This window comes from Rhizobacter sp. SG703, from assembly GCF_012275445.1.
Classification (GTDB): domain Bacteria; phylum Pseudomonadota; class Gammaproteobacteria; order Burkholderiales; family Burkholderiaceae_C; genus Rhizobacter.
Window position 1 is genome coordinate 66,618 of record NZ_JAAZQK010000007.1, and the last position, 12,999, is coordinate 79,616.

The window sequence follows — 12,999 nt, forward strand, 5'->3', positions numbered from 1 at the left end:
GCTTCAGAATGGGCCGATCCTGTGAGTCGTCCGGGCTTGAAGACTCAACCGCATGGGCAACCCCTACGACGATGTCGTTTACCGCTGCAGTCCGATCGAGTGGACCGCACCGGAACGCCTGTCGTTGTCCTCGATGCTGCACGGCGGCCCGCGCGCACCGTCGAACCGGTGCGACGTGCTCGAACTCGGCTGCGGCGATGGCGGCAACCTGCTGCCGATGGCCTTCCACCGCCCGCGTTCGACCTTCGTCGGCGTCGACGGCGCCGCGAGCCAGGTCGGCGTGGCGCGCGACACGGCGGCGCGCCTGGGCATTCGCAATGTCCGGTTCATCCATGCCGATTTCAGGCAGGCCAGCGACCGGATCGAAGGCCGGTTCGACTACGTGATCGGCCACGGGGTGTTCTCGTGGATCGACGACGAGGCGCGCGACCGGTTGCTCGACATCGCGCAGCGATGCCTGCGCGAGAACGGGCTCCTCTACCTGAACTACAACACGCTGCCCGGGTGGGCGGTGCGCGGGCTGGTGCGCGAGTTCCTGCTGGCGCAGACGGCGGGGCACGGCGGGTTGCGCGAGCGGGCCGAGCTCGCCCGGCGCGCCGCCGCCTGCATCGCCGCAGCGTCTGGCGTCGCCGACGACGCAGCAGCACCGTATGCCCGCCTGCTCGCCGACGAATTCCGCTTCCTGTTGAGCCACGACGTGTCCTACATCGCCCACGAATACCTGAGCGAACACAACCGTGCGTACTGGCGCAGCGAGTTCCTGTCGATGCTGCGTTCGAGGGACTTCCACGCCGTCGGCGATGCCGATTTCAACCATGCATCGGGCCGCGTTCGCCCGGGGTTGGACGACGAGCTCCGCCACGCCGGGCTGGTCGGCCGATCCATCGAGGACACGGTCGACCTGCTGCTCCATCGGCAGCTGCATTCGCCCATCCTGTCCTTCGGCGCGTTCGAGCCGGTGCCGCTGACGCTCGCGGAATGCGAAGCGCTCGAGATGGCATCCTGCCTGGCGCCGACCGGGCAGCGAACCGCAGCGGGATCGGCCTTGTTCGAGCATCCGACGACTCGCGTGCAGGTCGAGACGTCGGGGCCGGCGATGGAGCCCGCGCTGCGCCGCCTGCAGGCCGGGTGGCCGGACGGGGCTCCGGTCGCAGACCTGTTCGACGACGTCGCCGGCGCGATGGAGGACCTGCTGCTGCTGCACCGCAACGGACTCGTCGACCTGCGCCTGCCCGCCTTCAATGAAGCGGTCGCCGCATCGCAGCCGCTGGCCTGTTGGGAAGCCGGACGAGGCTACGCCACCACGCGCCATCACCAGCGCATGGATCACGCCACCTGAGATGACGGCATGTGGACCCTTCGCAACCGGACGCCGTACGCCGTGGGCAGGACCTGGGGCCGCGACAGGAACGGCATCCACCAGTGGATCGTCGCCGTGAAGGCCTCGTTCGACTGGGATGCGGCCGGTCGACTGCGACGCTCCGACCGGCAGGTCCCGCCGCTGATCGCGCCCGAATACCACGGCGACCCGGGCGCATCGAGCCTGCGCTACGAAGCCGACCTGACCGAGCCGAAGCCGCTGACCGACGTCCTGGTCCAGGGGATCGCACATGCGCCGGGCCACCGGGCGAGCACCGAGTTCCACGTCGCGTTCCGGCTTGGCGCCGTGCGAAAGGCGCTGACCGTTCGCGGCGACCGCACCTGGGCGGACGGGCGATGGGGTGCCAGGGCCTCTGCCGCGATGCCCGTGACGCAGGTGCCGATCGTCTACGAACGCTGCTTCGGCGGACAGGACCTGACGTCCGACGATCCGTCCCGGCATGTCTACGACCCGCGCAATCCGGTCGGCTGCGGACTGGCCGCCCCCGGTGGCGATCGAAGCGGCCACCGCCTGCCCAACTTCGAATACCCCGACGGCGATGTCGAGAAGACCGGACCGGCCTGCTTCGGACCGATCGACGGACACTGGTCGCCGCGCCGCGAAGCCATGGGCACGTACGACGACGCCTGGAGGGCGCACCGCGCGCCGCTGCTCGCCGAGGACTGGCACCCGCGCTCGCTTCAATGCGCGCCGCTCGACCAACAAGCCCGCGAGCCCCTGCGCGGCGGCGAACCGGTCGACCTGCTCAACCTGACACCGTCGGGCCGCGTGCAGTTCGACCTGCCGCGTGCCGACTTCGTGTTCTCGACCCGCATCGACGGCCACGGCGTCGAAGAGCATGCGGCACACCTGTCCACGGTGCTGCTGGAGCCGGAGCAGGCGCGCCTGACGATGCTCTGGACGACAGCGCTGACCTACCGCGGTGTGCCCGAGGACCTCGACCGGACCACCGTTCACGAGGCCTTCGCCGCGCCATGAACCGCCCCGTGCACATCGTCGCCTGCGGCGCCCGCACCTCCCTCGGGCTGCGCGCCGCATCGAGCGCGGCGGCCTATCGGGCCGGCCTCAGCGCGGCACGCGAACACCCGCATTTCCGCGATGCCAAGGGCAACGGCTTGATCACGGCGTTCGACCAGGCCCTCGACGTCGACGCCACGGGGGTCGAGCGGTGGCTGGCGCTGGCCGACACGGCGCTGCGCGAGGCCCGCGCGGCGGCCTCGCTGCCGCGCGGACAGGAGGTTCCGCTGATGCTGGCGCTTCCCGAGGTCCGGCCGGGCTGGGACGAGGCCTGGGCCGACGCCGTCCGATCCGCCATCGGGTCGGGCGAGGACCTGCGCCTGTGCCGGCTCGACTCGACGGTGCCCGGCCGGGGGCATGCCGGCGGCTTGGCGCTGATCGATGCGGCCGCGCGGCGCATCGCGTCCGGCGAGTTCCCGCTGTGCCTGGTGGGCGGCGTCGACAGCTACGCCGACGGCGCCACGATGAAGTGGCTCGCCGACAGCCGGCGCCTGTCCGGTGCGTCCACGCGCCTGGGCTTCGTGCCGGGCGAGGCCGCAGCCTTCGTGCTGCTGATGAGCGAATCGGCCATGGACGGCGCGGGCCTGCATTCGCAGGCGTGCCTCGTCGCCAGCGCCGTCGGGCGGGAAATGCGCACGGTCACGAGCGACGAGCCGTGCCTCGGCGAAGGCCTCAGTTCGACCATCGGCTCGGTCCTCGACCGGTTGTCGTCACGGCCGGGACGCTTCGATGCGGTCATCTGCGACATCAACGGCGAGCGCCATCGAAGCGAGGAATGGGGCTTCGTCTGCCTGCGGCACGGCGCAGCCTTCGACGATCCGACCGACTACTGGTCTCCTGCTGATGCCTGGGGAGACAGCGGCGCCGCTTCGGGCCCGCTCTTCGCCGCGCTGGCTTGCCAGGCGATGGCGCGCGGGTACGCCCGTGGACCTCGAACGCTCCTCTGGGCTGCCTCGGATGACGGCTCGAGGGCGGCCGCCGTGCTCGATTCCCCCTCACCCGCCGGGACTTGATGACATGAACAGCGTCGCCATCCACCCGCCCAAGACGCCGGTCACCGAAGGCAGCCTCGGCACGGCCAAGGCGACGCTGCCGAACATCTGCAAGATGCCGGCCCCGCCGGCGCCCTTCGTTCCCGCGCCCCTGCCGAACATCGCCAAGTCGAATCTTTCGCCGCAAGGCTATTCGACGAGCGTCACCATCGAGGGGCACGCGGTCGCCATCCGTGGTGCCATGTTCGAAAGCATCGGCGACATGGCCAGCAAGGGCACCGGCGGGGGGCTCATCTCGGCCAACACCCACGGCCCGGCGAAGTTCATCTCGCCGGGTTCGATGACCGTGAAGATCGAAGGCAAGTCGGTGCATCTTCTGGGCGAGCCGATGCTGAACAACTGCGGGCCGAGCGGCAGCCCGTCGAATACCGGCGCGACGATGGCGGGAGTCGATCAGTCCGAGCGGGAGATCGACGACTGCCCCGGCCACGAGATCGAATTCTCCGAACTGACGGACGACGCCGAAAAGAAGCGCCGGGAGGAATTGGAAGCGGCCAGGAAGCAGGATCTCGCCAACAGCGACGAGGCGGCCAAGCTGGCGGCCTTGCATGAGAAGACGGGTCGACCCAAGCTGGCCTACAGGGGCAAGGACAACCTCGACCCGGCAGCGCTGATGAAGATCGCGCTCGATGACGAGGGATATGCCGAAGACAAGGCATTCGAGCAGAAGGTGGCCGAAGACGTGAAAGCCGTCTGGACCAACATCAAGTACAAGTGCAAGCACTGCAAGCTGCACGGCGAGATCGACATCGTGATGCCCAGCGGCGCCATCAAGGAATGCAAGCGACCCGGGACGATCAAGGCCGACCAGGTCAAGAAGTACTCGATTGCGGGCCCGGCCTTGCTCGGCGGCAAGTTCAAGGGAGTGCACCAGGCCATCCCGGGAGACAAGGTGGCGACATTGCGAAAATCTGCCGCCAGCCAGCGCCTGGAGCCGGGCAAGGACTTCCACATCCAACCACATTGACTGCCATGGACACCTGCCTTCTGACCACGGGTATCCCGGCGGCGAACTGCGATGCAGCCTTCGCCCGATTGCGAACCTACCTGGCGCAATACGGATTCAAGGAGCGGCGCTACGCGTCGGACGAAGAGTTCGACGCCTACCGCCACAGTCTGGCCGAATGCGAGGCGCGTTGGCAGGCGTTCCTTGAGTCGGGCATGACCACTGACGTCACGGAATCCATGCAAGAGCCTTATCAATGGCTCCGCGCCGCCGGCGACATCGACATCGAAGGCCGCTTGCATCTCGTGGACCTGTTCGTTCACCCGACCGGCCCCCGCGAGGCCGCACTGTCCGTGCTGTTCGACGCATCCATCTGGGACGCGCTGCACAGCGACCGAGACTATGTCGACAAGATCATCGACGATGCCGTCAAGAAGGACTTCGTGGCGTTCCTGCTGCTGGCAGTCGAAAGTTTTGCACCGGCCGCGTTCGGATTGAAGCGGCTCGACGATGTGCCCGACTTGACCCGTCCGCCGGCCTCCGCCGACGTCGTCGAGTGGCTGGTTGCGCCGACCTTCGACGTCATCCGGCGTTGGAACTTCCAGTTGGCGGGGGTTCGACACGAGACCGTGCAGCGTCGCGAGGTCGAAGCGAAACGGTGGAGTGGGCGGCTGTTCGAGACAAGCTCGGGGTATCTCGTGCTTGACTTGATCGACGTCGCATGAAGGGGCCGGTCACCGCCATGACGGAGACCGAACGACTGGCGAACGAGGGCGTGCTGCCGCTCATGGTCGAGCAGCATTGGGACGATGCAATCTCCTTGCGCGCGCAGCGCAAGCGCATGGTTCGAGCCCCGCAAATCCGTTTGAAGGACCTGATCCGGCACGACGACCGCCTGCTGGCGCATCTGGACGGCCTGTACCTCGCGGGAGACTACGCCATCCGGCTGGCCCGGCAGGGCCTGGCCGAACCCGATGCCGGATCGATCTTCGTCGCGACGATCCTGGCCGTCCAGCATCGCGATGCCGGGGCGATCGATCGCCTGCTGTCGCTCGTCGAGGTCGTTCCCGACGCGGGCCCGGCCATGGCGTCCGCCTTCGGATGGAGCTCGGCGCCGCTGCTGCGCGGCCTGGTCTCTCGGCTGCTGACCCATCGGGCCGGCGTCGTCCGTGCCCTTGGCATCGCGGTCTGCGCGCAGCATCGCGTGGACCCGGGCGACGCGCTGGTGCAGGCGCTGGCGGACACCGATCCCGGGGTGCGCGCGCAGGGCCTGCGCGCCGTCGGCGATGTCGGTCTCGACGCACGGGCCGCGCAGTGCATGCGCAGCCTGGCCGACGGCGATGCACGGTGCCGATTCGAAGCGGCGCGGACCGCGGTGCTGCTCGGCCAGGGTCAGGCGGTCCATGAATGCCTGCACTCGGCGGCCATCGCCGACGACCCGATGGGGCAGCAGGCGCTTCTCGTGTCGCTTGTCGCCGCCGCGCCCGACGAGGCACGGCGGCTGGTGCGGCGACTCGCCGATGCGTCCGCGGACGTGCGCACGATGACGAAAGCGGCGGCCTGGACGGGCGACACCCGGGTGGTGCCCTGGCTCTTCGAGCGCATGGCGGACGATCGGCACGCACGCATCGCTGCCGAGGCCTTGTGCTTCATCACCGGTGCGGACCTCGCCTCGCTCGGCCTGAGGCGTGCCCCGGAGCAGGTTCCGGACGACGAGACCGCGAGCGACGAAGACGACGGACTGCCCTGGCCGGACACGCCTCGCCTGCGATCGTGGTGGACCACTGCGCAGCATCGCTTCCCGCCGGGCCGACGCTTCTTCGTGGGGGGCGCGGCAAACGCAGAGAACTGCCTTCGCGTGCTTCGCGAAGGCGTCCAGCGGCACCGCTCGGCCGCAGCGCTGCACCGGGCCGCGCTGCAGCCGGGGCAGCCCTTGTTCAACACGTCGGCACCCGGCTGGCGACAGCGCCGGCTGCTGGCGCCGGGCGGGCTGGCCGGGACTGGCGGGTAGGCCGGCGCGTTCCAGGCCACCAGGCGGCCTGCGGCGACAGCGCGCTGCAGTGCGGATTCGGACAACGCTTCGATTGACCGGCGTCACGCCGCGCCCGGGTCGACGGCTCCGCCGGGCCCGAGCTTGCGCGGCGGCAAGGTCGGGACGGCCGGAACGCGCTGCAATGGCGTGCCGGGGGATGTTCCCCGCGCACGACCCCACAGCCACAGGAAAGAGACCATGACTCCCCGCTCGATGTTCGCCCGCGCCGCGCTGGCGCTGGCCGCGCTTGCCGCCTTCACCGCCCTCCCCTGCGCCGCCCAGGCGCAGACCCAGGCCTCCGGCCCATGGCTGGTGCGCCTGCGCGCCGTCTACCTGGACAGCGCCAACAAGGACGACACCGGCCTTGACCTGAGCATCAACAGCAAGGTGATCCCCGAGGTCGACATCTCGTACTTCTTCACGCCCGAGATCGCCACCGAGCTGGTACTGACCTGGCCGCAGAAGCACGACGTGAAGGCCGGCGGCACGGTCATCGGCTCGCTGAAGCACCTGCCGCCGACGCTGCTGGCCCAGTACCACTTCACCGGCCTGAAGGGCTTCAAGCCCTACCTCGGTGCCGGCGTCAACTTCACGCAGTTCTCGAACGTCGAACTGCCCGCGGGCGTCGACATCGACCGCCACAGCGTCGGCCTCGCGCTGCAGGCGGGCGTGGACATCCCGCTGCAGGGCAATCTGTCGCTCAACTTCGATGTGAAGAAGGTGCAGATCCGCACCGACGTGAGTGCCGCCGGGACGAACCTCGGCACCTTCAAGGTCGACCCGCTGCTGGTCGGCGTCGGCCTCGGCTGGAGGTTCTAGCGCCGGGCCGGGACCCGGGCCCGGCTCAGGCCGGGACCTGGTAGTCGCGCTCGGTCATCAGGTCGATGCCGCAGCTCAGGCCCTCGGCCCACGTGATGAACTCCTTCACCGCCGGGCCGGCCAGCGGCGCGCCGTGCTGCGGCACCATCATGTCGATGCGCAGCGGGCGCACCATCTGCGCCCACAGCCTCAGCACCTTGTTCGACACCATGTAGCGCCGGTGGAACCCCTCCATCCGCGGCAACACCGCGGCCAGCGACGTGACCGGCTGCTGCGCCTGGGCGCCCGAACCCATCGACGCGCCGAGGTCGCCCGAGAACAGGATGCGGCTCACCGGGTCGTAGAACTGGAAGTTGCCCTCGGCGTGCAGGAAGTGCGCCGGCAGCGCGATCAGCTCGTGGCGCCCGATCGGGATGCGCTGCCCGGCATCCGGGATGCCGACGATGCGCCCCTTCACCTTGCCGGCCTTGCAGAAATGCGGCACGAAGCGCTCCCACACGCGCGAGATGTACAGCTTCGCGCTGCTGGTCGCCGTCATCCAGCGGTCGAGCGACGCGATGATGTCCGGATCGGCATGCGAGGCGACGATCGCCGACAGCTCGTGCGGCGCGAAATGGCGCGTCATCGCCATGTACAGCTCGTTGTAGGCGAGCGTGCCGCCCGGGTCGATGATCGCGCCGGTGCCGCGGTCGACGATCAGGAACTGGTTCGACTGCACCGCGTCGCCGTCCTCGTCGCAGAGGTCGGTGAACATCAGGCACTGGTGTCCGTCGGCATTGAAGAGTTCTGTCGGCATCGTGTGGTTTCGAGTGGGAGCCGGCGACTCTAGGAGCGCCAAGCCCGCCGCGGCTTGCGCCGCGTCAACATTGCTGCCGTCATGGATCCGCGCGCAGCCGCTTTACGTGCGCGGGTGCCTGGGCCACGATGGCGCCGTCCACCGACGGACCTGCCCCGAAGGAGCCCGATGAGCACCGACACCCCGGCCGACACCCGGATTGCCGCCCTCCTCCCCCAGGACATCAGCACCGAGGTGCTGCTCGAGAAATACGCAAAGGGCGACGAGCGCACCCCGGACGACGTGCGCCGGCGCGTCGCGCGCGCGATCGCGCAGGCCGAGCCTGCCGAGGCGCGTGCCGGATCCCGCGAACAATGGGAGGCGCGCTTCCTCGAGGCGCTGCAGGCCGGCTTCATCCCGGCCGGCCGCATCAACTCGGCGGCCGGCACCGAGCTCACCGCCACGCTGATCAACTGCTTCGTGCAGCCGGTGGGCGACGCGATCGCGCAGGAAGAAGACGGCCACCCCGGCATCTACACCGCGCTGACCGAGGCGGCCGAGACGATGCGCCGCGGCGGCGGCGTCGGCTACGACTTCTCGCGCATCCGCCCGCGCGGCGCGTGGGTCGCCAGCACGCAGGCGAGCGCCTCGGGGCCGGTGTCGTACATGCGGGTGTTCGACCGCTCCTGCGAGACGGTCGAATCGGCCGGCGCGCGGCGCGGTGCGCAGATGGGCGTGCTGCGTTGCGACCACCCGGACATCGAGGAGTTCATCCATGCCAAGGACCACGGCGACCTCAGCAACTTCAACCTCTCGGTCGGCCTGACCGATGCCTTCATGGAAGCGGTGCAACGCGACGCCCCGGTCGACCTGGTGCACCGCGCCGCGGCCGGGCCGCAGCAGGTGGCGGCCGGTGCGCACCAGCGCGAGGACGGTCTGTGGGTCTACCGGAGCCTGCCGGCACGCGCGCTGTGGGAACAGGTCATGCGCTCCACCTACGACCACGCCGAGCCGGGCGTGCTGTTCCTCGACCGCATCAACCTCGACAACAACCTGTCGTACTGCGAGACCATCACCGCCACCAACCCGTGCGGCGAGCAGCCGCTGCCGGCCTACGGCTGCTGCTGCCTCGGCTCGATCGACCTGACGCGCTTCGTGCGCGCGCCGTTCGACGCGGGCGCGCGCTTCGACGACGCCGGCTTCGCCCGCCTCGCGACGCTGGCGGTGCGCATGCTCGACAACGTGCTCGACATCAGCTTCTGGCCGCTCGACGCCCAGGCGCGGGAGGCCCGCAACAAGCGCCGCATCGGCCTGGGCTTCACCGGCCTGGGCGATGCGCTGGTGATGCTGGGCCTGCGCTACGACAGCGCAGCGGCCCGCGACGAAGCGCGCCGCATCGCCACGCTGCTGCGCGACACCGCGTATGCCGCGTCCTGCGATCTCGCGGCCGAGCGCGGCGCGTTCCCGCTCTTCAATGCCGACCTGTACCTGAGCCGTGGCACCTTCGCGTCGCGCCTGCCCGCGCCGCTGAAGGAGCGCATCCGCAAGCAGGGCCTGCGCAACTCGCACCTGCTGTCGATCGCGCCGACCGGCACCATCAGCCTGGCCTTCGCCGACAACGCGAGCAACGGCATCGAGCCGGCGTTCTCGTGGCGCTACCAGCGCCGCAAGCGCATGGCCGACGGCAGCATGAAGCAGTACCCGGTGGAAGACCACGCGTGGCGGCTCTTTCGCCATCTGAAGGGATCGCAGGCGCCGCTGACCGACGCCTTCGTCACCGCGCTCGAGATGAGCGCGCAGGCGCACGAGGAAATGGTGGCCGCCGTCTCGCCCTTCGTCGACACCGCGATCTCGAAGACGGTCAACGTGCCGGCCGACTACCCGTACGAGGACTTCCAGGACCTGTACCTGCGGGCGTGGACCTCGGGGCTGAAGGGCTTGGCGACGTACCGGCCGAACGCGGTGCTCGGTTCGGTGCTGAGCGTGGCGAGCGCGGGAAGTGCGGGAAGTGCGGAGCAGACCGCGCTGCCGCTGCAGCTGGCGCCGGCCGTGCACGCCAACCAGCGCCTGGCGATCGAACGGCCGCCGCAGCCGGTGCTGGCCTCGCTGCGCTGGCCGGGCCGGCCCGAGCTGATGGCCGGCAACGCCGCGTGGACCTACATGATCCGGCACCCGCATGGCGAGTTCGCGCTGTTCATCGGCGAGCTGCCGCAGGACGGCCGCAGCGCGCCGTTCGAGGTGTGGGTGAACGGCGCCGAGCAGCCGCGCGGCTTGGGTGCGCTCGCGAAGACGCTGTCGATGGACCTGCGGGCGAAGGACCCGGCCTGGGTCCGGCTGAAGCTCGACGCGCTGGCCACGGTGCAGGAGGAGCGCGCCTTCGACATGCCGTTCCCGCCCGAGGGCGCCGCGCGGCGCTTTCCGGGCGTGGTGGCGGCCACCGCCGCGGTGATCCGCTGGCGCTGCGAGCAGCTCGGGCTGTGGTCGGGCGCCGCCGGCGCACCCGTCTCCACCCCGGTGATCGACGCGATGTTCAGCCGCCAGGAACCGCTGACCGGACCGAACGGCACGCTCGCATGGTCGGTCGACATCCACAACCCGGCCAGCGACGAGGCCTTCACGCTGTCGCTGAAGGAGGTGCAGCTGCCGGAGGGGCTGGGCGGCCAGGGCGCGGCCGTCACGCTGCCGTGCGCGATGGGCTTGTCGGGCAACTACCCGCGGGCGATGGACGGTCTGGCGCGCATCCTGTCGCTGGACATGCGGGTGCTCGACCCGGCCTGGATCGGCATGAAGCTGCGCAAGCTGCTGAGCTATGCCGAGCCGCTCGGCCACTTCATGGCCTTCGTGCCGGGGCTCGCGCCCGGCCAGCAGCGCCAGCAGACCTGGCCGTCGACGGTGGCCTACCTGGCGCGGCTGGTGATCCACCGCTACACGATGCTGGGCGTGCTCGACGACGCCGGCTATCCGCTGCGCGACATGGGCATCCTGCAGCCGCCCGACCCGGGCGAAGCCGCCGCGACCGCGCCGCTGGCCGGCACGGCCTGCCCCGAATGCGGCAACCATGCGGTCATCCACAAGGACGGCTGCGAGTTCTGCACCGCCTGCGGGCACATCGGGAGCTGCGGCTGACCGGACGACATCCATTCGTGTCGCGCATGACACACATGCGCACACCGGCTCATCAAAGTGGGGGCTTGTAGGACAGCTGAGCTCTCCGACAGAATCCGCCGCAGCCGGGCGCGACCGAGATCGCACGCCGGATCACAACGATCCAGAACGTCATGTCACGAGGGAGATCCATGATCACTGCCTCCACGCGCGCCCTGTGGGCGTCCGCCCTGGCCGTTTCGCTGTCCACGCTGGCCGCCTGCGGCGGTGGAGGCGACAGTGGCTCGCCGGCCCCGGTCGCGGGCACGCCGCCGGCACCGGCACCGGCACCGGCACCGGCACCCGCACCCGCACCGGCACCCGCACCCGCACCCGCACCCGCACCCGCACCGGCACCTGCGCCTGCGCCTGCGCCTGCACCTGCACCTGCGCCTGCACCCGCACCGGCGAGCTACTGGGCCCGCACCTTCACGTACGCCTCGGCCGGCAACCATGTGTTGCGCTACTACTACTCCGACAACGTCGTCGACTCGACCGGCCGCAGCACCTACTACGACGTGCGTGAGGCCCAGTCGGGCGGCAAGCCGGCGGTGGTGGTGTACGACACCGTCCAGTTCGTCACCGCCGAGGGCTGGCACACGCCGTTGGACGGTGCCACGCCCAACCACAGCGGCCCGAACGGCGCCTACGACTACAACCACGGCTACATCGGCCAATCGACCTCGGTCGACACCGACGTGGCCGGCCAGACGATCGCGAGCGTCGTGGCCAAGGTGCAGGACCTGGGCACCAACACCTCGTCCACCATCGTCGGCGTCACCGCGGCGACCCTGACCGGCGTGATGCCGGCCGGCGCGAAGATCCGCGCGATCTCGAACACCGAGAGCCTCACCCCGGTCGGCTACCGGCTGACGGACGGCTTCGCCGGCAACAACGTGACGACGCTGGCGAACCTGGTCACCAGCTACCCGGCCGTGTCGAACGCCGCGGCGGTGTCGACGGCCAACACCGTGTCGATGGGCAACCTGCACGGCAGCAACGGCTGCGGGGCCCAGGTCTGCCTGCAGGAGCGGATGCGCGGCAGCTTCAATACCAACGGCACCGTGACCCTGCACCTGTGCGACCTCGACACGGTGTCCGGTGTGTTCTCCAACTGCAGCAGCATCGGCACCGCGAACTACCAGTCGACCACCGCGCTGGACGGCGTCACGCCGATCATGACGTTCAGCGGGTTGCCGGCCGCCGTGTCCACCCAGACCTTCACCCGCGTCTTCGTGCAGCGCGGCGGCCACGTCTACCAGGGCTTCCAGGACAAGCCGGCCGTGATGACGAAGCAGACCCGCCTCAACAAGGTCGCGTTCGAGGCGCTTGCCGCGAGCCTGGGCGTCACGCCGCCGGTCATTCCCGACCATCCGGCGGCCACGGCCGGCACCTGGAGCGTCACCTACGCCGGCGGCGACACCGGCAGCTGCACCGCGCTGTCGGTCAACGCCGCGGCCCACGTGATCGGCACCTGCACCTCGTCCGGCGTGGGCGGCAGCTTCATCGTCAGCGGCACGGTCGATGCCGCCGGCGGCCTCTCGGTGGGCAGCACCAGCAGCGACGCCAGCTTCACCGGCACGCTCGGCGCCGCCACCGGCTCGGGCACCTGGTCGCGCCCGAGCGCGTCGGCCACCGGCACCTGGGCGGCCACGAAGCAGTGACGACCCGGCGGGCCACGGCCCGCCGGCGGCATGCGTGTCTGACACCATCGCGGGAAAACCCCGCGTCACGTGGCGACACCATGCCGGTCAAAGCGCCGAAATAGCCTTGAAACTTCCTGCAGCTCTGCCGCTCCAAGCCCGGTCACAGCTCTATACTGGGTTCGCGTGA

General features: G+C 70.0%; 10 protein-coding genes. 9 read left to right on the forward strand and 1 reads right to left on the reverse strand.

Features of this window, described 5'->3' with window-relative positions; all coding sequences use genetic code 11:
* The first annotated feature begins 52 nt into the window (after window positions 1-52).
* From FHT26_RS15930 to FHT26_RS15960, 7 genes are all read left to right on the forward strand, one after another.
* Window positions 53-1,339 carry a class I SAM-dependent methyltransferase gene (locus tag FHT26_RS15930; RefSeq protein WP_168561109.1) on the forward strand — a complete coding sequence of 429 codons (1,287 nt, stop codon included), beginning with the start codon at window positions 53-55 and terminating at the stop codon, window positions 1,337-1,339.
* A 9-nt stretch (window positions 1,340-1,348) separates the two neighbouring features.
* The gene (locus FHT26_RS15935) at window positions 1,349-2,359 is read left to right on the forward strand and encodes a DUF2169 family type VI secretion system accessory protein (protein ID WP_246867926.1); all 1,011 of its coding nucleotides are present in this window, start codon (window positions 1,349-1,351) and stop codon (window positions 2,357-2,359) included.
* Complete coding sequence (locus FHT26_RS15940) at window positions 2,356-3,411, forward strand: beta-ketoacyl synthase N-terminal-like domain-containing protein (protein WP_168561111.1); 1,056 nt, start codon at window positions 2,356-2,358, stop codon at window positions 3,409-3,411. The genes FHT26_RS15935 and FHT26_RS15940 overlap by 4 nt, the downstream gene beginning before the upstream one ends.
* Before the next feature lie 4 nt (window positions 3,412-3,415).
* Complete coding sequence (locus FHT26_RS15945) at window positions 3,416-4,417, forward strand: PAAR-like domain-containing protein (protein WP_168561112.1); 1,002 nt, start codon at window positions 3,416-3,418, stop codon at window positions 4,415-4,417.
* Window positions 4,418-4,422: 5 nt separating this feature from the next.
* The gene (locus FHT26_RS15950) at window positions 4,423-5,121 is read left to right on the forward strand and encodes a hypothetical protein (RefSeq protein ID WP_168561113.1); all 699 of its coding nucleotides are present in this window, start codon (window positions 4,423-4,425) and stop codon (window positions 5,119-5,121) included.
* Window positions 5,118-6,407 (forward strand): TIGR02270 family protein, encoded by a 1,290-nt coding sequence (locus FHT26_RS15955; protein WP_168561114.1) that lies wholly within the window; start codon window positions 5,118-5,120, stop codon window positions 6,405-6,407. Before FHT26_RS15950 ends, FHT26_RS15955 begins: the two co-directional genes overlap by 4 nt.
* A 219-nt stretch (window positions 6,408-6,626) precedes the next feature.
* Complete coding sequence (locus tag FHT26_RS15960) at window positions 6,627-7,247, forward strand: OmpW/AlkL family protein (RefSeq protein ID WP_246867927.1); 621 nt, start codon at window positions 6,627-6,629, stop codon at window positions 7,245-7,247.
* 25 nt (window positions 7,248-7,272) lie between these two features.
* Here the strand turns inward: FHT26_RS15960 and FHT26_RS15965 are convergent, their stop codons facing one another.
* Window positions 7,273-8,043: an oxygen-binding di-iron domain-containing protein gene (locus tag FHT26_RS15965; protein WP_168561115.1), complete on the reverse strand. Its 771-nt coding sequence runs from the start codon at window positions 8,041-8,043 to the stop codon at window positions 7,273-7,275.
* Between the two features lie 168 nt (window positions 8,044-8,211).
* Here FHT26_RS15965 and FHT26_RS15970 point away from each other — a divergent pair, with 168 nt between their 5' ends.
* Together FHT26_RS15970 and FHT26_RS30365 are read left to right on the forward strand one after the other, a co-directional pair.
* A complete protein-coding gene (locus tag FHT26_RS15970; protein ID WP_168561116.1) occupies window positions 8,212-11,148 on the forward strand; it encodes an adenosylcobalamin-dependent ribonucleoside-diphosphate reductase in 2,937 nt (978 codons plus the stop codon).
* A 170-nt stretch (window positions 11,149-11,318) separates the two neighbouring features.
* Window positions 11,319-12,830, forward strand: coding sequence for a hypothetical protein (locus tag FHT26_RS30365; protein ID WP_282597178.1), 1,512 nt, complete (start codon window positions 11,319-11,321; stop codon window positions 12,828-12,830).
* The last annotated feature ends 169 nt before the right edge of the window (window positions 12,831-12,999 follow it).